The 26,446-nt window shown below is 31.4% G+C and carries 26 protein-coding genes and 1 tRNA gene; 7 read left to right on the top strand and 20 right to left on the bottom strand.

Translation table 11 applies throughout. The features are described from left to right. The first annotated feature begins 5 nt into the window (after positions 1-5). From bshA to V9L04_RS15350, 4 genes are all read left to right on the top strand, one after another. Positions 6-1,145, top strand: a complete 1,140-nt coding sequence (bshA, locus tag V9L04_RS15365) for an N-acetyl-alpha-D-glucosaminyl L-malate synthase BshA (protein WP_338790739.1) — start codon at positions 6-8, stop codon at positions 1,143-1,145. A 14-nt stretch (positions 1,146-1,159) separates the two neighbouring features. After that, entirely contained in the window at positions 1,160-1,483 is a 324-nt protein-coding gene (locus tag V9L04_RS15360) for a hypothetical protein (protein WP_338790737.1), read from the top strand. A 92-nt stretch (positions 1,484-1,575) separates the two neighbouring features. Then, positions 1,576-2,301: a beta-ketoacyl-ACP reductase gene (locus tag V9L04_RS15355; RefSeq protein WP_338790735.1), complete on the top strand. Its 726-nt coding sequence runs from the start codon at positions 1,576-1,578 to the stop codon at positions 2,299-2,301. A gap of 141 nt (positions 2,302-2,442) precedes the next feature. Then, positions 2,443-3,429 (top strand): DUF302 domain-containing protein, encoded by a 987-nt coding sequence (locus V9L04_RS15350; protein WP_338790734.1) that lies wholly within the window; start codon positions 2,443-2,445, stop codon positions 3,427-3,429. 45 nt (positions 3,430-3,474) lie between these two features. Here V9L04_RS15350 and V9L04_RS15345 read toward each other — a convergent pair whose 3' ends face one another. The 7 genes from V9L04_RS15345 to uvrA all read right to left on the bottom strand — a co-directional run bounded on the left by V9L04_RS15345 (position 3,475) and on the right by uvrA (position 12,200). Further along, positions 3,475-3,813, bottom strand: a complete 339-nt coding sequence (locus V9L04_RS15345) for a hypothetical protein (protein WP_338790733.1) — start codon at positions 3,811-3,813, stop codon at positions 3,475-3,477. A 191-nt stretch (positions 3,814-4,004) separates the two neighbouring features. Continuing rightward, positions 4,005-5,834, bottom strand: coding sequence for a GNAT family N-acyltransferase (locus V9L04_RS15340; RefSeq protein ID WP_338790732.1), 1,830 nt, complete (start codon positions 5,832-5,834; stop codon positions 4,005-4,007). A gap of 290 nt (positions 5,835-6,124) precedes the next feature. Beyond that, positions 6,125-6,547, bottom strand: a complete 423-nt coding sequence (gene rbfA, locus V9L04_RS15335; RefSeq protein ID WP_338790731.1) for a 30S ribosome-binding factor RbfA — start codon at positions 6,545-6,547, stop codon at positions 6,125-6,127. Positions 6,548-6,679: 132 nt separating this feature from the next. Next, positions 6,680-7,687: a Smr/MutS family protein gene (locus V9L04_RS15330; RefSeq protein WP_338790729.1), complete on the bottom strand. Its 1,008-nt coding sequence runs from the start codon at positions 7,685-7,687 to the stop codon at positions 6,680-6,682. A gap of 113 nt (positions 7,688-7,800) precedes the next feature. Further along, positions 7,801-8,592 carry an SH3 domain-containing protein gene (locus tag V9L04_RS15325; RefSeq protein WP_338790727.1) on the bottom strand — a complete coding sequence of 264 codons (792 nt, stop codon included), beginning with the start codon at positions 8,590-8,592 and terminating at the stop codon, positions 7,801-7,803. 28 nt (positions 8,593-8,620) lie between these two features. Beyond that, entirely contained in the window at positions 8,621-9,253 is a 633-nt protein-coding gene (locus V9L04_RS15320; RefSeq protein WP_338790725.1) for a hypothetical protein, read from the bottom strand. Positions 9,254-9,272: 19 nt separating this feature from the next. Beyond that, positions 9,273-12,200, bottom strand: a complete 2,928-nt coding sequence (uvrA, locus tag V9L04_RS15315; RefSeq protein ID WP_338790723.1) for an excinuclease ABC subunit UvrA — start codon at positions 12,198-12,200, stop codon at positions 9,273-9,275. 182 nt (positions 12,201-12,382) lie between these two features. Here uvrA and V9L04_RS15310 point away from each other — a divergent pair, with 182 nt between their 5' ends. The 3 genes from V9L04_RS15310 (at position 12,383) to def (ending at position 14,018) form a co-directional block, all read left to right on the top strand. Beyond that, positions 12,383-12,508: a hypothetical protein gene (locus V9L04_RS15310; protein WP_338790721.1), complete on the top strand. Its 126-nt coding sequence runs from the start codon at positions 12,383-12,385 to the stop codon at positions 12,506-12,508. A gap of 34 nt (positions 12,509-12,542) precedes the next feature. Beyond that, on the top strand, positions 12,543-13,391 hold the full coding sequence (locus V9L04_RS15305; RefSeq protein WP_338790720.1) for a hypothetical protein: 849 nt from the start codon (positions 12,543-12,545) through the stop codon (positions 13,389-13,391). A gap of 75 nt (positions 13,392-13,466) precedes the next feature. Further along, on the top strand, positions 13,467-14,018 hold the full coding sequence (gene def, locus V9L04_RS15300; RefSeq protein ID WP_338790719.1) for a peptide deformylase: 552 nt from the start codon (positions 13,467-13,469) through the stop codon (positions 14,016-14,018). A 92-nt stretch (positions 14,019-14,110) separates the two neighbouring features. Here def and V9L04_RS15295 read toward each other — a convergent pair whose 3' ends face one another. The 13 genes from V9L04_RS15295 to V9L04_RS15235 all read right to left on the bottom strand — a co-directional run bounded on the left by V9L04_RS15295 (position 14,111) and on the right by V9L04_RS15235 (position 26,198). Beyond that, the gene (locus tag V9L04_RS15295) at positions 14,111-15,523 is read right to left on the bottom strand and encodes a choice-of-anchor Q domain-containing protein (RefSeq protein WP_338790718.1); all 1,413 of its coding nucleotides are present in this window, start codon (positions 15,521-15,523) and stop codon (positions 14,111-14,113) included. 220 nt (positions 15,524-15,743) lie between these two features. After that, a tRNA-Thr gene (locus V9L04_RS15290) sits at positions 15,744-15,816 on the bottom strand. 322 nt (positions 15,817-16,138) lie between these two features. Further along, positions 16,139-17,014, bottom strand: a complete 876-nt coding sequence (locus V9L04_RS15285) for a DUF58 domain-containing protein (protein ID WP_338790717.1) — start codon at positions 17,012-17,014, stop codon at positions 16,139-16,141. Between the two features lie 144 nt (positions 17,015-17,158). Further along, positions 17,159-18,247 (bottom strand): type IX secretion system protein PorQ, encoded by a 1,089-nt coding sequence (porQ, locus tag V9L04_RS15280; RefSeq protein WP_338790716.1) that lies wholly within the window; start codon positions 18,245-18,247, stop codon positions 17,159-17,161. A gap of 212 nt (positions 18,248-18,459) precedes the next feature. Then, on the bottom strand, positions 18,460-18,768 hold the full coding sequence (gene cutA / locus V9L04_RS15275; protein WP_338790715.1) for a divalent-cation tolerance protein CutA: 309 nt from the start codon (positions 18,766-18,768) through the stop codon (positions 18,460-18,462). A gap of 338 nt (positions 18,769-19,106) precedes the next feature. Beyond that, positions 19,107-19,952, bottom strand: coding sequence for an alpha/beta fold hydrolase (locus V9L04_RS15270; protein ID WP_338790714.1), 846 nt, complete (start codon positions 19,950-19,952; stop codon positions 19,107-19,109). A gap of 4 nt (positions 19,953-19,956) precedes the next feature. Next, complete coding sequence (locus V9L04_RS15265; RefSeq protein WP_338790713.1) at positions 19,957-20,409, bottom strand: pyridoxamine 5'-phosphate oxidase family protein; 453 nt, start codon at positions 20,407-20,409, stop codon at positions 19,957-19,959. 99 nt (positions 20,410-20,508) lie between these two features. Further along, positions 20,509-21,405 carry a TIGR01777 family oxidoreductase gene (locus V9L04_RS15260; protein WP_338790712.1) on the bottom strand — a complete coding sequence of 299 codons (897 nt, stop codon included), beginning with the start codon at positions 21,403-21,405 and terminating at the stop codon, positions 20,509-20,511. A gap of 17 nt (positions 21,406-21,422) precedes the next feature. Continuing rightward, positions 21,423-21,812 (bottom strand): hypothetical protein, encoded by a 390-nt coding sequence (locus V9L04_RS15255; RefSeq protein ID WP_338790711.1) that lies wholly within the window; start codon positions 21,810-21,812, stop codon positions 21,423-21,425. 121 nt (positions 21,813-21,933) lie between these two features. Then, a complete protein-coding gene (locus V9L04_RS15250; protein WP_338794208.1) occupies positions 21,934-22,134 on the bottom strand; it encodes a helix-turn-helix transcriptional regulator in 201 nt (66 codons plus the stop codon). Positions 22,135-22,184: 50 nt separating this feature from the next. Then, on the bottom strand, positions 22,185-22,628 hold the full coding sequence (locus V9L04_RS15245; RefSeq protein WP_338790710.1) for a hypothetical protein: 444 nt from the start codon (positions 22,626-22,628) through the stop codon (positions 22,185-22,187). Between the two features lie 200 nt (positions 22,629-22,828). After that, positions 22,829-23,704 (bottom strand): DUF4249 domain-containing protein, encoded by an 876-nt coding sequence (locus tag V9L04_RS15240; protein WP_338790709.1) that lies wholly within the window; start codon positions 23,702-23,704, stop codon positions 22,829-22,831. Positions 23,705-23,726: 22 nt separating this feature from the next. After that, entirely contained in the window at positions 23,727-26,198 is a 2,472-nt protein-coding gene (locus tag V9L04_RS15235; protein ID WP_338790708.1) for a TonB-dependent receptor, read from the bottom strand. Positions 26,199-26,446 lie beyond the last annotated feature (248 nt).

The following is a 26,446-nucleotide window of genomic DNA, read 5'->3' as shown; positions in this document are numbered from 1 at the left end:
AATTCATGAAAATAGGAATCGTCTGTTATCCTACTTATGGTGGAAGTGGTGTAGTAGCTACAGAACTAGGAAAAGCACTTGCAGAAGCAGGGCATCAAGTTCATTTTATCACTTACGACCAACCTTCACGCCTTGCCCTTTTGAGTGGCAACATTTTTTATCATAAAGTCGATATCAGAACATATCCACTTTTCAAATATCCTCCCTATGAGCTTGCACTTGCCAGTAAGATGGTAAATGTAGTTAAGTGTGAAAAACTTGACCTTTTGCATGTGCATTATGCCATTCCTCATGCCTCGTCTGCCTATATGGCAAAGCAAATTTTGAAAACAGAAGGAATCCAAATTCCAGTTGTTACAACTTTGCATGGAACAGATATTACCCTTGTTGGAAAAGACCCTAGTTATGCGCCTGTTGTGACATTTAGCATCAATGAATCGGATGGCGTTACAGCAGTTTCGGATAGTCTTCGTCAGCAAACGTATGATACATTTAAGGTTACAAAAGATATTGATGTTATTCCCAATTTTATTGATTTAGAACGTTTTAAAAGACAGAAAAAAGACCATTTCAAAACAGCTATTTGTCCGAATGGAGAAAAGTTAGTGGTTCATACTTCTAATTTTAGAAAAGTAAAACGTATTGATGATGTTATAAAAGTTTTTGCTAAAATCAGAAAACAGATTGAAGCAAAATTACTACTTGTTGGAGAAGGTCCTGAAAGAAGTCCAATGGAAGAACTTGTAAAACAGTTAGGACTCTCGGATGATGTTCGTTTTTTGGGAGAAATTGAAGCCATCGAAGAAGTTTTGTCGGTAGCTGATTTATTTGTGATGCCTTCAGAAACAGAAAGTTTTGGTTTAGCAGCTTTAGAAGCAATGGCATGTGAAGTACCTGTCATTTCAAGTAATGCAGGTGGACTTGTAGAGCTGAATGTACAAGGTGTGAGTGGTTTTATGAGTAATGTGGGCGATGTAGAAGATATGGCAAAAAATGCTTTAGTTATCTTAGATGACGCTAATTTACCTACTTTTAAAGAAAATGCACTCAAAAGAGCAAAAGAATTTGAACTTTCAAATATTTTGCCTTTGTACGAAGAAGTGTATCATAAAGCTGTTGAGAAAGTGAAGGGAGTGGCTGTATAATTTTGTATTTATTCATGGTGGAAATTTTAGATAGAGAAGATAAAGAAGTAGAAACCAAAAAATCAAATGGTTGGATACCTGTTTTGATAACAAACTTTATTCTTATCTTCATTGGTCTCTGTATTTATACCTTAGACAATGAGGCATTTTTTATAGTAGTATTTATAGGAGGACTTTTATTAATTTTAATCAATGCTTTGATGGCAATTAGTTTATTTTTTCTATCTTCATCTAATTGGAAAAAGTGGGCTATTGTTTTAGCAATTATCCTACTTTTGATTTTAATACTATTTTCCTACTTCCTTTTTATATTTGATGACATTGATTTTAATAAATAGATAATCATGACACACCAATACATCAAAATTTTTACGGATTTTGGTTTCAAAAAATAACTCATAATAATCTACACACAAACTAAATAAAAAACATGTTTTCATTAAAAGATAAAGTCGCTCTCATCACAGGCGGCGCAAAAGGAATTGGAAAAGCTGTTGCCGAAACGTTCCACAAAGCAGGTGCAAAAATCGTAATTTGGGATTTGGACGAGGAAGGACAAAAAACGGCTGATTCTTTAAACGGAAAATTCTATAAAGTCAATACGATTGATAGAGAAGGATTAGAAAAAGCAACTCAGCAAGTAATTTCTGATTTTGGTAGAATAGATATTTTGGTAAATAATGCAGGGATACTTAGAGATTCTTCATTTTTGAAAATGACAGACAATCTTTGGGATGATGTTATTAATGTCAATCTTACAGGTGTTTATAACTGTGCAAAAGCAGTCGTTCCACACATGAAAGCCCAAAAACAGGGAAGAATAATCAATGCTTCTTCTATTGCTGGTGTCTATGGGAATTTTGGACAAACAAATTATTCGGCTGCAAAAGCTGGCGTAATTGGTTTTACAAAAAGCCTTGCTAGAGAAGTAGGAAAAGATGGAATTACAGTCAATGCCATTGCACCAGGTTATATTCAAACTGAAATGACAGCTTCTATTCCACAAGAATTTCAAGAAAAAATTATTGCTTCTATTCCTGTTCGTCGTGCAGGAAAGCCTGAAGATGTCGCAAATGCGTATTTGTATTTAGCCTCAGAAGAAGCTAGTTTTGTTAATGGTTCTGTCTTGCATGTAGATGGAGGAGGAATTCTTTAAACAGTTACCAGTAATCAGTAATGTAGTTACCAGTTAATTTCAAATACCTCAACGACGGCAAAGCCTCGTTGACGGTTGCATGTAGTTCTATTCTATATTCAGTTGTATTTTCAAAACCTTCCAACTAAAAAAATAAAAATCATGAAACCTATTTTCAGTTATTTTATTCCTATTTGCGCTTCTTCTATTTTACTTTTTTCGTCCTGTAATGATAACCAAAGTAAAAAAACAGATTCTGAAATTTCGGCTTTAGATTCTCTTGAAAACATTGATACCACATCAATTAACATTGAAGTTGATGAATCAGAAACGGCTACTATGCAAATGCCTTTTGTTCAAAAGAAATACTCTAAAAGTGTAGATGAAGTTTATAATTCTATCAAGTCAGCAATTGAAGCAAATGAAAACCTCAAAATTATTGCAGAAGTAAACCATTCGGAAGCTGCAAAAGGTGTAGAAATGGAACTTTCTGAAAATCGTTTGATTATTTTTGGTAACCCAAAAGCAGGAACACAGCTAATGCAACAAAGTCAAGCTGTTGCAATAGATTTACCAATGAAAATACTCGTTTATGATGATAAGGGAACAACAAAAGTAATTTATAATAATGCTTCAATTCTGATGAATCGCTATGAAATTACGCTTCCAAAATTAGAAGAAAAAATGAATGCAATTTTAGATAAAATTACTATCTCAGATATAGAAGAACCACAATTACACAAATTGAAATTAGAAAGTAATTTAGCTGATTTACAGACAAAAGAAAGCACTTTATCAGTAGATAAAGCAAGTCAAAAACTAGAGAAATTACTCAAAGAAAAAGAGTTTAAACTGATTGCAAAAATAGAACACGATAAAGCAGCCACAAATGCAGGTTTGCAGCTTCGTTCTACTCGTTTGTTTATCTTTGGGAAGCCACAAGTAGGAAGTCAGTTAATGGCATTGAATTCTACTATGGGTTTGGATTTACCTATGAAAATTCTTTTATGGGAAGATGAAAATGGAAAAACACAGGTAAGTTATTTTAAAGGTTCATTTTTAGCAAATCGTCATGGTATTGATAATCAAGAACTGACAAATAAAATTGATGAGGTTTTGGAAATGATTAGTGGTGAGATTTTGAAGTAATAAATTTTTTACTAACTTAGTTCAAGTGTCGATACTTGAACTAAGTTAATGGAAAAAATATTTATTTAAGTCTGCTTTATGTATAGAATTAGGATAAAATGTTATCCTATCTTGTTCAATGCTTTGGTCTTCTATAACACCAAATACTTCACCAGTAGGTTTTATCAACAAAGAATGTCCCACATATATATAGTCTCCCATAACTATATCTGAATTTATATATCTAGCTAATTTTATAGCATACCTAAGTATTTGACTATTTTCATAATCAATCATTGTATCAAGATTGATATGAGTTTGATTATCATTTTGGAAAACTTCTATACCAAAAATTATTAACTCTATATTATCAGATGATAGATTAGGATTTTTTTCGTATAACAAATCATAAAATTCATTTTTTGAAATAAAATCTATTTTTTGTGGCTTTAATATATTAGAAAATGCTTTCCTGAACTCATCAAGTTCTATTTTTTTTTAAATAACCCACTCTATAAAACTCATATTATTTCTATTATCTTTTAAATGCTCTTAGTTCAAGCATTGAAACTTGAACTAAGTTGCTAATTATAATATTAAGAAGGCAGTTCCATTTCCTTATTCAAATTTTTAATCGTTTCTTCTGGAACTTCATTAATATCCAAAACCATCAGACCATCAAGCGCATTATTAAATTTTGGATCAAGATTGAAAGAAATAATCTTTGCATTAAGTTGAATATATTTTTTGAGTAAAACAGGCACAGAATGACGATTTGGTTCTAAATCCCACAAGAGTTTGTCTAATTGAGCCAAATCATGTGCACCTTCAAAGAGTGCATCTGTATCTAATAAATCTAATTTTGGCTTGAATTCTTTTCGTGGAGCTACTAATTTTGATAATTTTTCATCATAAAAATAACGCTGAATAAACTCTACAATTAGGGTTCTTGATGCTTCTGTATAATTGCTACTAATACTGACAGGGCCTACTAAATAACGATATTGAGGATTTTGGAGCAAGAAAAACAAAATTCCTTTCCAAAGTAAGAATAAAGGCAATCGTTTTTGTTGATATTCTTTTGTAATAAATGAGCGACCAAGTTCTAACGATTTCTCTAAATAAGGCGTAAACTCATCATCCATTTTGAAAAGACTTTCCAAATAAAAACCCTTTTTACCAAAACGACGCATAATTTTGTCGCCTCTGCCTACACGATATGCACCTACAATTTTTTGCTCATCTTTATCCCAAATAAATAAATGATGATAGTACAAATCAAATTCATCTAAATCCGTTTTTTTATTTGTTCCTTCCCCTACTTCTCTAAAAGTAATTTCACGAAGTCTTCCAATTTCACTCAAAATAGTCGGAATTTGATTTGAATTGGCTACATAACCTTCATAGTTTTGCTGCACAAAAAGTAACTTGTCAGCTTCCTTGAGCTTCTCTACTTCCTTTATTATTTTATCTTTTGAATTTTCTTTTACAATTTCTTGAGGTTTGGAAGGAAAAGTAAAGGAAGGATAATAGAATTTTTTCACTTCCATTGTCGAACCCAAAGCATAAGTTTTGGCTCTTAAAAAACGTCCAAAACGTTCTATATCATCAAAATCTTCTTGGCTTTTTACAGAAATAGGATGTCCAATTCTTATTCTTACTTCTTCGCCTTTTTTATTAAACATTTCACGAGGAATAGAAGCTGTTCTTAAAAGTGGATGTAGTTTTCCTATCAAATGAAAAATACGACTATTACTTCCTTGAAAATAAATGGGAACAATAGGAACTTTTGCTTTTTTGATGAGCTTGATAGCAGGAGTTTGCCACTGACGGTCAGAAATTGTTTTTAATTCTGGTTGATAACTAGAAACCTCACCAGCAGGAAAAATACCCAAAGGTTTTCCTTCACGAAGTTGAGTAAGGGCAGCCTTCATTCCAGCCATACTAGAGTAAGCATCTTGATGATTTTCTAAAGGGTTTACAGGAATTACGTAAGGAGCTAGACGTTCAATTTTCATTAATAGAAAATTTCCCATTACCTTAAAATCTTTATTTTGTTCTACCAAATAACGCATCAATAAAAGTCCGTCAATCACTCCAAAAGGATGATTAGAAACTGTAATAAATGCACCTTCTTTTGGAAAACGCTCTAATTCTTGTTCGTTAACAATCGTTTTTATATTCAAAAACTCAAAAAAGGACTTCAAGAAATCTAGTCCTTCGTTGTTGGCAATAGCTTTATAAAGGTCATTTGCTTGCTGTAATTTCAAGGTACGCATTAGCAAACCTGCAAACAGTTCGATGTGGTATTTATTGAGTTTTGTAGCTTCGATAAAGTCTTCTTTACCAATTAAATCTTTTATTTCATTATGCAAATCTACGTCTAAGTTAGAATTGATGTTTTCTGATTTTTCTATATTTTCCATAGTTGAATAGTTGTTAAGTTATTTTTGATTTCAAAGAATTACCTTAGTTTAATCAAAATAAGTAAGCATAATTTGGTGGTTTTTAATAGTGTCCACAATATAAGAAAGTCAATTTAGAATAGTCTAAAATCAAGACTAAAAAATCTCAAAAGTAATGTTAATGTAGTATAAAGCTAAAAATATCCATTCCTCAACTAAATTTTAGTTTTTTGAAATGGATATTTTCTTCGAAAGCTAAAGCATTCGTTATATTTTACTCACTTTAAAGAGTAAGCTACAAAATTTTACATTTAAAAATCGTCTGCGCTTAGTCTTCCTTCGTCTTTGTAGTCACCATAGTTTTCGTCATCTTCATCTGGAGCTGGTGGAATATCCAAGCTATCGATAAGTTGTTCTATTTCAGCAGCCTCTTCTTCTGTTTTATCAACAAAAAATTCTAAATTAGGAACTTGTCTAAATTGATGTCTAACACGTTTTCCTATTTCGCTACGAATTAAGCCACTTTTTTTCTCAATTTCTTCCATTACTGCATATTGTTTTACAGGAGGAAAAACACTGACATAAATTCTGCAAAGCCCTAAATCAGGAGCAGATTTTACAGCCGTAATTGTAACTAAAGAATCTTTACCTATATTTTGAAGTTGAAAAATTTCGCCTAAATCTTTTTGTATAATTTTTGAAACTTGTTTTTGTCGTTGTGTTTCGTTGTGCATACTACTATTTTTTCGTTATAATTTTTTGATTGATTTACTTAAAAGTAACTAATTAACGTATCGAAAAGTTCGTTTTTTATTTGCGAAAGCTAAAGCATTCGGTACAATTTACTCACGCTAAAGCGTAAGCTACTATCTAAAAACTGCTTTTGTAGCTCCGTAGCCAAACTTATCTTTATATGCATCTTGATAATATTTTACGTGTGGATGCTGACTAAGTCTTCTATGAATTTCTTGTCTTAATTTTCCAACTCCTATTCCATGAATAAAAATAATTGATTCCATATTGGCTGCCAATGCTTTATCCAAATAAATTTCAAAATGCTCTAATTGCATCGTAATAATTGCCTCATTTGTCATTACATCGTAATGGTCTGGCGATAATTCTTCGATATGCAAATCAATTTCAGAGGGTGGAGCTTCTGTTTTGTAAGGAGAAACTTTTGAGCTATTTTCTATAATTCGTTCTCTAAGACTATTTACATCAATAACTTGTGGTTTTTCAACTGGCAAATCAGGCTGAATTTCTCGTCCTTCTACTCTAAAAAGATAGGATTCTGCTTCCAAAACTGGTGCTGTTCGTTTGATTCTGAAAAAAGAATTATTAAAACCCATTTGAAAAAATAGGGTTTGTTTAGGTTCAAAATTTCCTTCTTTGAAAAATATAGCTCTAATAATGAGAGGTTTCCAATTATTAAATTCTTCTCTACTTAGTCTATGAACTCTTGGCGCATCTTTTTTATCTATTTGTTCTGAAAAAAGATGTTTTTCATGACCATTTTCCAGCTGCTCACTTACTGTAACGAGCATAGAATAAGCCATATTATTTACCAAATAAACATTTAATAATTTATCATTAAAATCAGTAAAGGCAAGATAAATTCCTTCCCCGACAGTAGACTTTTTCACTTTTTTGGTGGGTTTGAAAAGTGGCTTTTTCTCTTCTTCCACGACTGAAACAGGCAATTTTTTACCAAAATATTTTTCTTCTTGTTTGTGGATTAAAACCACTTCAGCAGCCATAACAGGCAAACGAAAACCTTCTTCTATTTCAATTTCTACTTGTCCGTGTTGTAATATTTTTGTGATAACACCTTCTTCTGTTCCCGAAAGCATACGCACTTTATCGCCTATTTTCATTTTTTATTGATTCTATTTTGAATTATCGTATTATTTTTTGTGTAAAAATACAGCTTTTGAGTTTGGTAAGCAAGAGGAGAGTTTTTTGAAGTATTTAGCTAGTTAATTCAAAGTTACTCTTGTTGCAAATAATTAAATTTATTGTCTTTCCAAAAAGTAAAATTTCCTCCACAAGCCTCTGCTGCATGAAGCAAAAAACAGTCGTAAGTTAAGAGTACTTTATCTTTTTCTAGAACTTTGTCAAAATCTATCCAATCTTCATCATAATTAGACCAAAGAGGAGTTCCAGCATTTATTTTTACAAAAACTCCGACCCATTCATAACCATCTTCTTTACTCAAAAAAGTAACTTTTGGTTCTTTTGAAGTTGCATTATAATTTAGAATAACTATATTTTTGTCGTAATATCCTTCCTGATTTTGCTCTTTTCTTTTTAGTAGAATGGCTGTATCAGTAATTTTATCACCCAAAAAATCACCTTTTAAGCAAAATATATCATTTTCTGTATCTAATTGATAATCTTTGAGTTGAGTAAATTTTGAAAAGCCTTCTTGTATTTTAGCTACAAAAGTTTGTTCATCATCCAAAAAGATATTGAATACAAATCCTTCTTTTTGGTCTTCTGTTGCATAACATGAAAATGTGTGAGTAGAAATTTTTACCCAATATCCTATTCTTTGTTTTCCTGCAATAAGAAGTGTATCAACATACTGCTCTGTTTCGTCTGATAAATGAATACGTGTTCCAAACTCAAACTTTCCTAATACTTTTGAGGAGATACTGGGATTTTCTCTAATAATCAATCCATTTTCAGCAGTAACAAAACAAATAGAGTTTGCTACTAGAGCAGAACTATATAAAAAAGAAAAAAATAGAAAGATATAAAATAATAGATTCGATTTCATAGTAAATTGATTTTTCTCGTCATTTTAATCATTTTTCCCTCGGCTTTAGTTCATCAAGTTGGTGTTTTTTTTCATTCCATATAAAGATAGCTGGCTCAAAATGAGAATAAAAACCAGACGAATCTGTAGGATTAACAATTAACATTCTACTATTCTTTCTAAAGTCATAACCAATAGAACTGTGTGGTAAATCATATACGTTTCCATCAATAACATCTACTATCGCTCCATGAACACAAGGCGCACCACACCCCCAAGTAATTAGTGAATAATGCCCTGCAAAATTAGTCCCTTCACTTTTATAACCTTGGGTTAGCATTGTTTTATATTGCCTAGCAATCAGATTACTTTTATAATTAATTGCTGCTTGATTTGCTTTGTATTTTTTTGAAACTTCAAAATCTTCAAACCAAATGAAAGGATTGAATTTTAATTTATGAAAGTAGATTTTATCCTTGTCAATTGTGGTATCTCCTACAATTTCAAAATCATCACTCTTGTAAATTACACCAGAAACCTCCCATTTATTCTTTTTAGGTTTCAATTTTTCGTTACTGACTATAACACTGTCTTTTGAATCGTTTTCTATGACAGAAGAATTATTTTCAGTTTGACAAGACACAATAAAGCACACCAATAAAAATAGAGCAATGCGTATCATATTTTTTTAGTTTAAAAACCTACTTCAATTCCTCTCTCAAAAACTTAGCTGTATAACTTTTCTTATTTTTGGCTACTTTTTCAGGAGTTCCTTCTACTAGAATCTGTCCACCTGCTGCGCCTCCTTCTAAACCTAAATCTATAATCCAATCAGCTACCTTAATTACATCTAAGTTGTGTTCGATGACCAAAACAGTATTTCCTTTTCCTACCAATTTATCCAAAACATCTAGTAAAAACTGAACATCTTTAAAGTGCAAACCTGTTGTAGGTTCATCAAGAATATAAAACGTTTTTCCTGTGTCTTTTTTCGAAAGTTCGCTTGAAAGTTTTACTCGTTGTGCTTCTCCACCTGAAAGAGTTGTGGCATGTTGTCCTAAAGTAATATAACCCAAACCAACATCATTGAGCGTTTTGATTCTGCGTAAAATATTAGGCTGATTAGCAAAAAACTCTGATGCTTCTTCTACACTCATATCTAAAACATCGGCAATAGATTTTCCTTTAAAACGAATTTCTAAAGTTTCTCTGTTGTAGCGTTTTCCTTTACACATCGGACATTCTACATGAACATCTGGCAAAAAGTCCATTTCTATAAGTTTGCGTCCTGCACCTTCACACTCTTCACAACGTCCACCTTTTACATTAAACGAAAATCTCCCTGGTTTGTAACCTCTAACTTTTGCCTCTGGAAGCTGTGTAAACAAAGCACGAATATCTGTAAAAACACCTGTATAAGTAGCAGGATTTGAGCGAGGAGTACGACCAATAGGAGACTGATCGACTTCAATAACCTTATCAATATTCTTTAAACCTTCAATTTCTTTATACTCTAAAGGCGTTTTGACTCCTCTGTAAATATGTTTGTTCAGAATTGGATAAAGCGTGTCATGAATCAATGTAGATTTTCCAGAACCTGAAACGCCTGTAATACAAATCAGTTTGCCCAATGGAAAATGTGCTGTAACATTTCTCAAATTATTTCCTATCGCACCTTTCAAAACCAGCTCTTTGTCGTTTCCTTTTCTGCGTTCTGTCGGAACTTCTATGCGTTTTTGATTATTTAGATATTGCGCTGTTGTGCTATTTCCCTTCAAAAATTCGGTTGGCGTTCCTGCTTCTACCACTCGTCCTCCATGTCTTCCTGCACCTGGTCCTATGTCTATCAAATAATCGGCTGCCAACATCATATCTTTATCATGTTCGACAACAATTACTGTATTTCCCAAATCACGCAAATCTTGTAACGCCTTTATCAGTTTTACATTATCTCTTGAATGAAGTCCTATACTTGGCTCATCCAAAATATACAAAACTCCGACAAGTTGAGTTCCGATTTGAGTTGCCAAACGAATACGTTGTGCTTCTCCACCTGAAAGCGTTCTTACAGGTCGATCAAGGGTTAGATAATCCAAACCCACATCCAACAAAAATCCGATTCGTTTTCTAATTTCTTTCAAGATTTCGGCAGCAATAATATTTTGTCTTGCTTCCAAACGGCTTTCAATGTTTTCAAAAAATTCTCCTAACTGATTGATGTCTTTTTGAGCTAATTCAGATATATTTTTGTCTGCAATTTTGAAATATAAAGATTCTTTTTTGAGCCTTGCTCCATCACAATCTGGACAAACTGTAATGGTCAAATAATCTTGTAAACTTGATTGTTGTTTCGAACTTCCACTTTCTAATTGATATTTTTCTAAATAATCGATGACACCTTCAAATTCACTGTTCCATGTTCTGTCAGAAGACTTGGCTTTTACTTTTACAATTTCTTTCGAACCATAAAGTATTTTTTGTTGGATTTTCTTATCAATTTCTTTCCAAATAGTCGTAATATTTACCTTTTGACTTTTCATAAAGGCAGCCAATTTCTTAAAAAAATACGTATCACGGTATTCTCCCAAAGGCGCAATCGCTCCTCTACTAATACTTAATGTTTCATCTGGAATAATAGACTCTTCAGTAAGCTGTTCGATTTTGCCCAAACCATTACAGGTCTGACACATTCCATAAGGCGAATTGAACGAAAAAATATTTGGTGCTGGTTCGTCATACGCAATTCCTGTAGTGGGACACATCAAAAAACGAGAGAAAAAACGAGCTTTCGTACTCTCATGTTCTTGAACCATCACAATTCCATTACCTACTTTCATAGCCGTTTTGAGTGATGCCATGATTCGCTTTTCATCATCTTTGGTAACAATAATTCTGTCCACAACTACCTCAATATCGTGCGTTTTGTAACGGTCAGTTTGCATTTTGGGAACAAGTTCCATTATTTCTCCATCAATTCTAACTTTTGTATAACCACTTTTACGAAGCTGTACAAAAAGCTCTCTATAATGTCCTTTACGTCCTTTTACAACTGGCGCAAGAAGCACCAATTTTTTATCTTTATAATCTTCAAAAATTATCTCTAAAATCTGTTCTTCTGTTTGGCGAATCATTCGTTCACCTGTATTGTACGAATAGGCAATACCTGCACGAGCATAAAGCAAGCGCATAAAATCGTAAATTTCTGTTGTCGTTCCTACCGTTGAGCGTGGATTTTTGGAAGTCGTTTTTTGTTCGATGCTAATTACTGGACTCAAGCCATTAATTTTATCCACATCTGGACGCTCCAAGTTTCCCAAAAAAGAACGTGCATACGCCGAAAAACTCTCCATATAACGACGCTGCCCCTCTGCATAAATGGTATCAAAGGCAAGCGACGATTTTCCACTTCCACTAATCCCAGTAATGACAATGAGTTGCTGACGAGGAAAAGAAATATCAATATCTTTCAAATTATGCTCTCTTGCTCCAAAAATCTCTATAAAATCGGTTGTGTTAGGATGATTTCCATTCGAATGAATAGAATCTACAACTGTTTTAGTTTGTTCTGTTTTGCTTTTTGATTGTTTTGTCGTCTTACTTTTGTTTTTTTTGGGAGTAGCTGATGCCATAATTATATTCTAGGGAAGTAAATTTCTATATTATTTTTTACGCTAAACAAAGGTAACAAATTTATAGCCTTTTGGTTAGAATTTTAGCAAGATTTGGGTTTGTGAGGGTAGGTTTTTCGTTAATTTGAAAGAAAGGTTATAAATTTACTTTTGTAATCAATAGAACTAACTGTATAAAAATTATGAAATCACTTGAAGAAAATTTTACTGGAAATGAAAAAGATATAGCTACCAATTTTGAACGAAAAAAAACGATAATTCTTCTAAATACATTTTCATTGAATATATTGATAGAGTTAATCACATAAATATAACTTTCATAAATTACTTTTTAATAAAAATATGACAAATTCAATTACAATTCTTTCAAACAGTCCTATTTTACAAGAAAGTCGTCAAGACCCAATTACTGGGGATTTGATAAAAGAAGGCGATAAAGTTGTTATTTGTGCAAGTTGTAAGTCTGCTTTTTTAGAAGGAAGTTGGAAGTATTTAGGAGAAAAGCATTGTAATCAAACTGAAACGTTAAGTCAAATTCCTGCTAAACAGGATTTTAAGTTTGTCAAAAGATTAAAGAAACTAGAACAGGTTATTTTTTCGGCTGAAAGTTATGGAGGAAATACAGCTTTAATTGTAGCCGTTCCGACAGGAATTATTAGTTTTATTATTTCTATTTCCTTAGTACTTAGTTTTATACAAATGCCTTTGCTGTGGGGAGTTGTGGGTTTGCTAATAAGTATTCCTTTTATTTTTAATGCTTTTCAAACAAAGGGAATTGAAGTAAAAGAAACAGCTATTTATATCAAAAAAGGATTTGGTAGAAAAAAGAGGATTGCTATTTCTGATATAAAGCAAATTGAATTTATATACCACAATGGTTTTGAACATACTCAAATGTTGAAAAATGGAGAGTATATTTCGTCTATTTCCACTCCTCCTACAATTCGTTTGAAAGGGAAAAACTATTCTACTAGTTTTACTATTAGCGAATATGATTTTAATAGAAATAGGGAGAAAGTAGTAGAGTTTTTTAGTAAAATAGCAAATATTGTCTCAGTTCACTTAAACACTAATGAAAAAGACTTTATAGAAGAGTTTGAGGCTAAAGTTTCAAACGTAAATATAAAAACAGGATTAGAAGGTATAAAAGATTTCTATGGAATATGGCATCCGTATGGTCAATTGCATTAATTATTTCTTACAAAAAAATCTTATTTTCCGTACCTTTGTCATTATTTTCATTCTCAAAAAACAAAATCTGAAATTATGATTCGTCCGATATACGTATATGGTCATACTGTGCTTCGTAAAAAAGCAACTGATATAAAACAAGATGGTTCTATTGATGTAAAAGAACTCGCAAATGATATGTTCGAAACGATGTATTCGGCAAGTGGTGTAGGCTTGGCAGGTCCTCAAATTGGTCTTGGAAAACGTATTTTTGTTGTCGATGGTGGTGCAATGGATGAAGAACTAGACGGCTTCAAAAAAGTATTTATCAATGCTGAAATTTTGGAAGAAGAAGGTGAAGAATGGACTTTTGAAGAAGGTTGTTTATCTATTCCACAGATTAGAGGTGAAGTTTCTCGTAAACCAAATATCAAAATTCGTTATTATGATGAAAATTGGGAGCTTCATGAGGAATCTTTTGATGGAATTGCTGCCCGAATTATTCAGCACGAATACGACCACATTGAAGGTGTGTTGTTTACTGATTATCTTTCTCCACTTCGAAAACAACTTTTGAAAGGAAAATTAGATAAAATTAGCAAAGGAAAAATAGCTGCTGATTATAGAGTTACATTGCCTAAAAAGTAGTTTCTTTGCAATTTTTTACCGAACGGTTCGCTCAAAACGAACCGTTCGATAATGAAAAAGTCTTTTAAAAAATAAAATTCGTAATTCTAAAACTATTCTTTCTCAAAAGCCCCAATATCAGGATTAGAATCTCTGGCTTTGCCTTCCAAATCTATCTCTAAGCCAATATCAAGACCAGCATTTATGGCAGGACTGAGCGAATCTAACCCATACTTTCCATTAAAAGCATCTTCAAATTTTGGATCTTGATTTAAAATATTTGGTAATGATGCATCTACAAGTTTAGTTTTCAGAAGATTAGCATTCCAAAATGTTTGAAAGCCTGCTTGAGGAGAAGCAAATAAAATCAATTCCTCGTCTATACTTCCCCAAATAATGTTATTTATAAAATAGGCTTTTAAATCTTCTCTGATAATTTGTTCATTTCCTGTTGTATCTACAAATGCTAAGGTATTTGAAAGCTCAAAAGAAGGTTCTTCTCTAAAAAAATTAAATCCAAAATTGGCAAACGTATTATTATAAAAATAATAATTTCCTCCTGCTCCTGCTGAAAAAGTTCGATTCAAACAATTATGAATAAGTGTATTTTGAATCAATACATCAGAATTCAAACAAAAAACACCAGCGTCAGCCATATTTCTGATAATCGTATTTTCAATAACCAAATCTGGAATTGTATCATTATCAGGCGTTCCAAAACGTATTCCTGTTTTGGCATTTTCTATCATGGCATAAGAAATTCTATTATTTTTACTATTTTCTCCAAACAAGATTCCAAACCATTGTCCTAACGCATTTTCAAATGCTCCATCATTTCTAAAACTTCCTAGCTTTACATTTTCAGTTGAATTTCCATTTATTTCCAAAGAACCAGCTACCAAAAGAGCAGCATCTGTCAGAAAAACCACTTTTACACCTGCTTCTATGGTTAGTTTACAATTCTCGTCTACCAACACATTGCCTTTAACAATATATGGCTTTTTTCCACTCCAAACAGTCTGACAATCCAAAACAGAATCTTCTAATAAAATCCCATCTTGTAACCACACAATCAAAGGCAGTTTTTCAATATTTCCATTACTTTCCACCACCAAAAAATCTTCTAATTTGGTAATTCCATCAGTATTCAATGTAGGAGGAATAATATCTAAAAAGATACGTAAACTATCATTTCCTCTCAGAAAAATATCTGTTGCTTCTTGTCTCTTAATTCCATTTATAGTCAAACGAAAAGGTGAGTTTTCTCCAGTTTGAAGATACAGACGTGAAATATTCAGAGCTTCTTTATTAAAATTTTTGATACTAGCACGCTGTACAGGCGATTCGAAACCTGTATAAAGTGTATCAAAAAATACAGTATCAGGCGAAAAACTGATTCTATTGCTCTTATCTGTACTAATCATTTCATCTTTTGGCTCACATGAAAAAAGAGAAATAGATAAAACACTAAAAAATATAAAATAGAGAATATTTTTTTTTGGAAATGATTTTACTTTATGATTCATTCTTTCTTTAATAGCTTATTTGGATTGTTTCTGTTGAGCGATAAAGGTACAAAATATAAGAACTAGAATAGTTTAGCTAAAATGTTAAAAGGCAAAAAAAATCCCAATTCAATCTAAATAAATTTAGTCTGAATTGGGATTTAATATTTTGTGCAATTTATCACTCTTACACTTTTTTAGCACTTCAATATTTCTAACTTTCATTTGAAATACTATATTGAGCCTTCTAACGGGATCGAACCGTTGACCTATTGATTACAAATCAATTGCTCTACCAGCTGAGCTAAGAAGGCTTTTGTTTTTGGTAACACAAAGGTAGTTTTTTATTTTTTAATTTACAAATAAAATTAGAATTTATTTTATTGTTAAATATTATTTTTTAAAACTCTTTTGCAACAATTTTTATCTTTTTTTGATTATTTTGTTGCTTTGTTTCCCTTAATGCAATGCAAAGGTAAGACTACTTTTTTAATTCTGCAAATAAAATTCACAAAAAATTTCATCTTTTTTTAATATAACTTAATAATTTATTGATTTTCAGAAATTTACCTTGCTTTTTTTATTCAAAAAAAATTTATAGTGATAAAAAAACTGATTTAATAGACTCTAATTAATTTATTTTCTTCTCGTCTTTCTCAGTTTGAAAAGCTTTATCAACTTAGGAACATAATCATCGTGTGTACTCAAATACAAATAATCTGCTCCATAGCGTTTACAAAGGTTTTCTAACTCTTCTCTTTTTTGTGTAAACTGTTTCTCAAAATGCTGACGATATTCTTTTGATGAAGTATTTACCCAAACTGATTTTCCAGATTCTTTATCATAAATCTGAACGATACCGAGTTGTGGCAAATCTTGTTCTCTTGGGTCGCCCAAATGAATACAAATCAAATCGTGCTGTTTGGCAACTCCTTTTAGCGCAGCTTCATAATTTTCATCAATAAAATCTGAAACCAAAATCATTACACTTTTTCGTTTAATGATATTCATTGCCATCGTAATGGCTTTAGTGAGGTTGGTTTGGTCAGAAGTAGGATTCAAATCAAAAATCACCTTCAAAATCTGGGCTGCTTGTCGGTTTCCTTTATCTGGACGTACATAACGCTCTCTTTTATCACTAAAACAAAGAAGTCCTACCGAACTTTGTTCACGCAAAGCAGAAATGGTTAAAACGCCACAAATTTCTTTTCCAATATCCAGTTTTTGCAGTCCTTGCGCTCCTACACGCTGAGAAGCACTAACATCAAGCACAAAAAAAACGTTTTGTTCTTTTTCCTCTTTGTAAGTATTGATATATGCGCCATGTCCTTTTGCCGAGATATTCCAATTGATAGTACGAACATCGTCGCCATAATTGTACTGACGAACATCATCAAATTCTAATCCTGAACCTTTAAAAACAGAATGACTTTCACCCTGCATACTTGTATTGACTGCTTTGCGAATCAAAACCTCGTATTTGCGAAGTTTACTAATTATATCTTTTAACATATTATTTTTTTGAATTGATAAAAATACAAACGCTACCGATATTAAACTCCTACGGAGTAAAATGCATTTTGTACACTTTCTTTTTCTACCAATATGAAACTCCTAAAGGAGTAAATAAAATATGATTTTAATTTCAAATAAATTCTAATTTTTTCGAAATAACTTTTTCGTATCCAATGTAAGTGTAAAGTTATTTGTTCCTCCTGCAATATGTGCCAAAGAACGGGAATATGCAAATTCAAATGAACGAACACGCAAAACTCCACCAAATGAAAAACCTACAAAAGCAGGTCTAGCTGTTACGACTAACTCACGACGACGCAAAAAATTATATCCTGCACGAACATTAAAATTCTTACTAAAAATAACTTCTGCTCCCAAAACAACTCTTCGAAGTGTTTTATCAATAACACTCGTTTCTTCTACCACTACTTGTCCATTTGCATCTAAAGTTGTACTTCTTGCAGGGTCATTATAAACAATATTTTTTCTAAAAAGCTGTTGTAATGTCAATGAGAAACGAACAGGCATTTTTTCAGGTTTTAAAGAAGCTCCCAAAAGAATATTCATAGGCATTTCATATTCTGAAGTAGGTGAATAATTACTAATCAGAAAACCTAAGTTATTCATAACTAATCCAAAACGCAAATCTTTGTCTGGGTGTGTTAGTGTTCCTCCCAAATCCACATAAACGCCTGTTGCATTGAATCCAGCAAGCTGCGAACCTGCAATTTTCAAAGTTCCACCAACCCGAAAGGCATCAAATTTTTGAGAATGACTCACTCCAAAACTATATTCACTAGCATTTATTTCTCCCAAAGAGTTTCCCAAAGCATCATAGCTTTCAATGTTTCCATAATCAAGATATTGAAATGAAAAAGCAAGATTTGAAAAACGTCCTAATTTTTTAAAATCATGTCCATAAGCTAGATTTACATTACTAATTCCTGCTGAATATCCATAATAAGCCAATGACAATCGGTCATGTGTTTGCTCAGTAAGGAGTGCAGGATTTTCGATGTGCATATTTATATCTTGTTGGTCTCCAGTATCTTGAGATGTGATATTTGCTCCTCCCAAGCCAATTACTCGTGCATGTGTAGGAAGATTAATAAATTCTAAAGATGTTTTTCCTCCAATTTGTGCAAAAGCCAAGTTCTGAATAAATAGAAGAAAGAATAAAACGAGGAAAGAATTTAGAAATAATGATTTATTAGAAAAGAATTTATACATTTCTTAGGGAATGGCTTGATAAAAAGAAGAATTCTAGCACAAGATTTTATCTCAGGCTTTATCTTTTTGTGTGCATTTTGCATGCAAAAAGAGTTTCCAAGCAGAATGCTTGAATAAGAGATTATTTTTAATTGCAAATTTATAATCTTTACAAATTTACTCGTTTTTATAAAAAAACATACCCTAAAAATATATAATTTTAAAAATCAATTTTAAAGTTGATTCTTTGCCCATTCAAAATAATTCTCATTTACTTCTATTTCCCAACAAGCAATACATGCCACGTCATAAGAATGATGTTGCTCTAAAAAATTACTCACCTGTTTTATTTTTTCAGGCAATGTTTTAGCAATCAAAACTTGTTCGTTGTCATTTTTCATATTTCCCTGCCAAAAATAACAACTTTTTATAGGCATTGAATTCGTACAGGCTACTAATTTGTTATCTAAAAGTAGTTTGGATAAATGTAAAGTTTCGTTTTCATCTTTACAAGGAACATAAAAAAATAAGAGTTTTGGCAAAATAGTATCAGAATTATTTTATTTAAAAATATATATTTTATGTACTGATGTTACGCAGTTTAGTGTTCTGTGTGCCACAGAACACGGATTTAGTTTTTTTCAACCCTGCTCTGTGGCACACAGAGCAGCCTTTTGCGTAACATCAGTTATACAGTACTAGACATGGGTGGTAAATCGTTGGTGAGGACATTATAGTTGTAAATCTCAACACAAAAAGCAGCATTTTATCTATTCAAAGTTTAGAAGACTGTTATACAAAATAACCGTGATAATCTTTATTTGATAAGCTATAAAGCATAAATAATCAAGATTGTTTTAGGTCTAATAAATTCATATTTTTATAAAATTTCCTTTATTTTTCTTAAAAAAACAGGATTACGATGAATTGCTCCATGTCCTTGATTCTGTAAAGTAATAAAATTGAAATTATCTAATTTATTATTTTTAACTAAATATTCTTTTATCATTTCTAAAGACTCATACGGAATTACTCTGTCGTTTGTGCCATGAAAAATAGTGGTAGGAACATTCGTTTTTGAGAGAAACTCAGCCGTTCTGAATTCATATTTTAATAAAAAAGTCGGCAAAAAAGGATAAGTTCGTTGTGTCATATCAGTTATACTAAAATAAGGAGCTTGTAGAATAAGAGCTTTTGGATTATTCTGACTAGCAAGCAGGGCAGCCGAAGCCGTTCCGACAGAATAACCAACAACAACTATATTTTTTTCATCATACTTTTTTTCTTTTCTGACAAAGTTGTAAGCTGTCTGTACATCACTAAAAAACTGTTCTTGACTGTGTATCTCGCCTTCACTTTTTCCATATCCTCTATAATCTAAGATAAATAAATCATAGCCTAAGCCTGTATAAACATCAGCAACACTTTTCCAAGAACTAACAGCACCTACATTTCCATGAAGATAAAAAACAAGTTTTTTCGTTTCAGATATAGAATTTTCCACATTTTTGGAATGAAATAAAACTCCATGAAGATGAATATTATCGTTTGTGGGAATTGTTATCTCTTCATGTTTATTTTTAAAATCAAAGACATAGTTTTTTTCTAATTTGCTAGGGAAAAACAATAGCTTTTCTTGAAAAAAATAAACTGAAATGCAAAGCAGTAGATACAAACTAGCCAAGATTCCGACTAACCAGAGGAATATTTTTTTGAGTTTTTGCATACTTTTATTTTGAATTGTAGAGTTTCTTTGCATTTTCTATCTGTTCTTTTTCGGTAGTTTCAGGAAAAACTATATAACTAGGAGCAATTATTTTCTTTATCTTCTCTAGTTTGATTTTTATAACTGTAGAAAAAGGATACTTTCCTTTTGTCATTTCAATTAAAGGTCTTTCTAATTCTTCAAATTCTACATCTGATTTTTTGATAATACTTGCCTTTCCTTTTATTTGAAATCCTTTCTGAACGAAAACATCAATAAAACTAACACATACATTTGGATTTTGCACAATATTAACGACACTCTGAGGAGAGGCAATATTTGCAATGATGATATAATTGTCTTTATAGAAAGTAAATATCTCTTTGGGAGAAACATTAGGCATGTTATCTTTATCAGCCGTTGCAAGCCAACAAAGAACACTTTTGTCTATATAGTTTTTTATTTCTGAAGTAAGCATAATGAAAGTTGATTTTATTGGAAGTCATGATTAGTCATTCATTATACTGAAAACATTTTATTTATGTTCTTTTTATTAAAAAAATAATGGTACAAATCATCAAACAGTTTGCTCAATAGCCTTTCCTAAATTTGGATAATCAAACTTAAAACCTTCATCTTGTAATCTTTGAGGAATTACCCAACGGCTTTTCAAAAGTAATTCGGTTTCTGTTCGAATGAAAAAAGCTCCAATTTCTAACAAAAGTTTTGGTGTCGGCATTCCGAAAGGTATTTTCATTTTTTCTCTAAAAATTCTCATTAACTCTGTATTTTTTACAGGATTCGGAGAAGAGCAATTAAAAACACCTTCTAAATTTTCATTTTCTTGTAAAAATAAAATTATTCTATATAAATCGTGAATATGTAGCCAACTAAACATCTGATTTCCATTTCCTTGTTTTCCTCCCAAACCAAAACGGACTATATTTTTATAAGCAGGAATTACACCTCCATCTTTACCCAAGATAATTGCCATTCGGAGCGCAATTTTTCTTGTTCTTTCTAATCCAAAAGAAAAAAATTCTTTTTCCCAAGCTGTTGCAATTCCGACCGAAAAACCTGTTCCTATTTCTCCTTCTTTTTCTGTCATGGCTCTATCTTCTGCGTGCCTGTAAATAGTAGCTGTGCTAGAATTAAACCATATTTTAGGTGGAAATTTACAATTCTTGATAGCTTCTCCTAAAATTTTGGTCGTTTCTGTTCTTGAAAGCAGAATCTCATTTTTATTTTTTTCATTGTAGCGACAATCGACAGATTTTCCTGCTAGATTTACTAGCATTTCAGCATGTTCTAATGCTTCTGTTATTTCATCTGGATTTTTCCAATTTACAGATGTATTTCTTGCAATAATTATCACTTCATAGCCTAATTCTGAAAACTTCTTTTGTAAATATTTACCTACAAAACCAGTCCCTCCTGCCAAAACTATTTTTTTATATAATGATTCGTTTCCCATTTTTTTTAAATTGATTTTTAGTGAGCTAACTTATATTTTTTGACTCCAATTAATCCCAAAATCCCGATAGGTAATAATAAAGTCCATTGAGGAGCAAGTAGTTGATTCATAAAACTTACTGCAATAAAAGAAATAGAAAACAAAAAATAGACATAACTAATAAACTGAATTATTACTCTACATTCTTCTTTGGGTGCAAAATAATTCTTTATAAAAACAGCAGAAGTAAAAAATAAAAACAAAGTTATCATATGCCAAACACCAAGAAATTCAGTCTGAACTTGATTATCCAAATTACTTGAGAGTAAAGGATTTATTAATCCTACTTGCCCTCCAAATGTGTGAAGTAATGCTGTAAATAAATTCAGAATTCCTGCTAGTAGCCAAAATATATTTTTAGTTTTCATAAAAGTTGATTCAATTATTTGCTGATTTTATAATCTAATTGAAACAAATATACACAAAAAAAACAAACTTTCAAATAAAATTGAAAGTTTTGAAAGTTTGTTTTTGACGGATTTTTTTAGTTTAATCATCTTCATCTAATACAAAGATTTCATTGACTGATTTTTCGAATAATTGAGACAATTTTAAAGCTAAAACAGTAGAAGGAACATATTTATTTTTTTCTATCGAACTTATTGTTTGTCTAGAAACTCCTATTTTTTGAGCGAGTTCTTCCTGTGTAATATTCAAAATTGCCCGTTCTACTTTTAGTGTGTTTTTCATGGCTGCATCTATTTGTAATTCCATTTTCTTAGAAATTTAGAATAAGTAATTTAAGATTGAAGTTTTTTGAGCAATTGAAAGTAAGCTATTTGAACAAATAACATGAACCAAAGCACGATTCCAGAACTCATATCTGTATAATCACTTTGTTTCATTTGAATAACAGAATCCACTAAAAAATCTATTAGAGGCATAGCTAAAGCATAACCCACGCCCATCACAAAAGCAAAAGAATACGATTTTACTCTCAATTCACTTATCATTTCATCTTCTATTTTTTCTTTAGAAATAGAAATTAGTAACATAGAGACAAGAACTAATTTTGATGAAACAGAAAGTAAAGTAGTAGCATCAATCATTACAAAACGAAAAAACAATACGGCTAAAACAGAAAGAATAAGACCAGCAAAGCCAATATTTTTGAAAGAATGAGGCAAAAGTTTAAAATTGTTCGCTGATTTTTGTTCGTTTTCACAAATTTGAGTGATGTTCATAATTAAGGTAGTTTGAGTTTAGAAATAATTAAAATCTGAATTGTAAAGTTATAACGTCAAAAAGTAAATTTTAGTTGTCTTTTTGTAAAATTTATTTTACATTTTAGAATTGTTTCTATTGAGTAAATCATAAAAAAACCGTTCAAAACTCTTCATTCAAAGATTTTTAAACGGTTTTTATAAGATGAAAAAAGAAATTATTAGTTTCTTGTAATTACTTTAGCAATAATATAAGCTCCAAAACAACCAATTCCATTTTTGATATTTGAATGAATAATAATTGGTTCACCAAATGGGTTTCCTTCATTATTATAAGCATCTTCTACTGATTTGTGATAACGATAATAATTTTCATCTGTTTTCATCAAGTAAGTTGTAACATAAGGATAGTCATAAAAATAAATTTTATCTTCTGGTTTATAGGTTATAGTGTTGCGTCCTTCTTGGCTTTTAAAATAATTGTTCTCAAAATACAAAGTTCTAGTTTGTCCAGTTCCACCAGAAGGTTGATAGGCTTCCAGTCTGTAATAATTTGTTGTATTGAAATTATCTTCCCATTGAGCTTCATAATTATATTCTTGCTCATTGAATTTTGTTAGATTCACAATAGGAGTTACTTTTCCAACAGGAACAGTACACTTTGCACTCAATTTTTCGCCTTTATCAGTTTCTATTTCTAAAGTGTATGTTTTTCCTTCACTTACATTCAATATAGAATTTTCGATTTGATAAGTAAATTGAGGTTTCTCAAAAGAATAGTTAAAATAACCATTTCCCAAATCCTCAAAGCCATAAGGATTTTTCCCATAATTCATTACATAGCTATTTTGACCATCTGAAATACGAACTACAGCATTTTGAATATAGTCTTCTCCTTCCTCTTCATTTCTTTCTTGTCCAATTCCAATAGCTCTATAAAGGGCAACCTGAACAAGCGAATCATCTGGAGAAATAAATCCTACGACGGCAATTTCATTATCACCTTTCACATCGACATCTTCCAAAAAATCACCACAACTTGGAAGTAAAAAAAGGCTGATTAAGATAAATAAAATTGATTTTATGATATTTTTCACAATAAATTTAGAATTAAGATTTTTAGAATTTAAAATTATAAGTAATAGAAGGAATAATAGGAAAGAGAGCAACTTTTTGCACAGTTTCTACATTTTCTCCAGCCTCATTTTGACTATTGAGTATATAGAAAAATGGATTCATACGACTATACGCATTATAAACACCGACTTCCCACGTTCTGACACCCCATTTTTTTTCTTTTTTGAATTGTGCAGCTATATCCAAACGATTATAATTTTGCATTCTGAAACTATTCTTTTCTCCATAATTAGCTACTGAACTAATAAAATTATAATTATTTACACCTTCAACATTAGGAGAGTGAGTAAAAGGATTAAACGAATTTTTAGGCATCGTAACAGGCGCACCAGTACGAAAAACCCAGTTAGCAGAAAGATTAATTTTATCATTGATTTTATAACTTCCTGTAATAGAAAAATCATGACGAATATCAAAACGAGGAGAAAACCACTTAGAATTATTCAAATCATCAAATTGCTGTTCTGTTTTGGCAAGTGTATATCCTACCCAACCTGTAAATTTACCTTTCTTTTTTTGTAACAAGATTTCTAATCCATAAGCACGCCCTTTTCCACGAGTGATAGCATCTTGCCAATCAAAAGATTCAGAACTATAAGGATCGTCTATAAGAAGAAAATTTGCGCCTTCTTTGTAGCCAATTACATCTTTGGAAATTTTATAATACGATTCTACCGAAAGAGTAAGCCCTGTTTCTTTAAAATCTTTAGCTATTCCTGCTGCAACTTGTTGAGATTGTTGAGGCTGTACTCTTGCTGTTGAAGGCACCCATAAATCTGTTGGAAGTCCGATTCCTGTATTTGAAAGTTGATGAATATACTGATTCATTAGTGCATAAGAACCCTTCAAAGCAAGTGTAGATGTAAGTCGATAAGCTGCTGCTATTCGTGGTTCAATTCCATGATAACTTTTGTTTTCTTCGTCTTTATTTTTGGTACTGACATCTAACAAATTACTCAATCTTAAACCAGCGTTTACTCTAAACTTATCAGTTATTTGCCAATCATCTTCTACATAAATAGCCGATTCGATAACATCATATTTCGTATTTCTAGAAGGATCATATTCGAAATCAGGTTCTTTAATCACAAATGCACTTGGTGTAAAACGATGTAGCGTACTTTGCATTCCAAAACGAACTGTATGACTTGGAGAAGGATAATATGTCCAATCGTATTTTAGGCTATAATCACGAATATTTGAAGTATATTTTAAATAATAATTCTCATTGTCGTAATTGTCTTCACTAAAAATTTGAAACTTATAATCACTGAAAATCAAAGAAATATTACTAAATAATTTGTTGTTGTATAAGTGATTCCAACGAACTGTTGTCGTTGCATTTCCCCAATTTATACCTGACTCAAAGCTCTCATTTTGATTATTGGAACTATAATTATCTCTTGCATAGAATTTATCTCTACCAAAATAGCCTGAAACAAATAGCTTGTCTTTTCTACTAAAATCGTAATTAAATTTAGCATTCAAATCATAAAAGTAATAACCTACTGTAAAGTCTTTGGGCATAAGTGGGCGTGTCAAAATATCAATATAAGTTCTTCTTCCAGAAATAATAAAAGAAGATTTGTCTTTTACTACAGGAACTTCCAAAAGTAACCTTGAAGAAATAAGACCAATTCCACCTTCTCCAGAAACTTTATTTTTGTTTCCTTCCTTCAAACGCATATCCAAAACAGACGACAAACGCCCACCATAACGAGCAGGAAAACCACCTTTTGTGAGTTCGACTTGCTTAATTGCATCCCCATTAAAAACAGAAAAGAATCCAAATAAATGTGAAGCGTTATAAACAGGAGCTTCATCTAAAAGAATTAAATTTTGGTCATTATTTCCTCCTCGCACATAAAGTCCTGAACTACCTTCTGTACCACCTTGAACTCCAGGTAAAAGTTGGAGAGCTTTGATGACATCTTTTTCTCCTAAAAGTGCAGGAATATCTTTGATTTGTTCGACAGGAATACTAACTTGGCTCATCTGTACTTGCTCGCTAATTGGTTCAGAATCTTTATCAGCAACAATAACAACAGCTTCAAGAGCTTCGTCAAAATCTAAAGAAATATCAAGATTAATATCTTTATCTAAAATAATTTGATGCGCTTGTGCTTCATAACCAATGTAGGAATAAATCAAAGAAACAGTATCTTCTTGTAATGTAAGTGAATAAAAACCATAGCTATTTGTAACTGTTCCTTGTTTTGTTTTTGGGTTATAAATACTTACTCCGATAAGTGTTTCAGAGCTTTCAACTTCTCTAACAAAACCACTAATTGTATGCTTTTTTGTGGTAGAATTGGTAGTTGGAGTTTGAGAAAAAACAGGAATACTAAAAAAGCAAGCTACTAGTAAAAGAATTAGAAAAGACGTTTTTTTTACTGTTTGAAAAGAAAGGCACAATGAAAGGAAAAATTCTTTCAAGATTGATTTTGATGACATAAAATTGAATTGAAAATAATTTCTAAAATGGATTAGAAGCAACCAAATGAGCTTTTAGCTTATGTATTAAGGTTAATCATACTGTAAAAGAGAAAAATTGAGACATTTTGGTATAATTTATCTCCTATTTACAAACTTACTTTTACCCTACGTAAGAAATTGTTTTATTGCAGCAACAAATGTAAAATTACTGATTGAATTTTTAAGATAAATTTGGAGATATATCAAGAAAAATCTATCAATCTTAA

The sequence above is a fragment of the Bernardetia sp. MNP-M8 genome, from assembly GCF_037126285.1.
GTDB lineage: Bacteria > Bacteroidota > Bacteroidia > Cytophagales > Bernardetiaceae > Bernardetia.
Note: the sequence above shows the minus strand (reverse complement) of the source record. Positions and strands in the feature narration are given on the sequence as shown.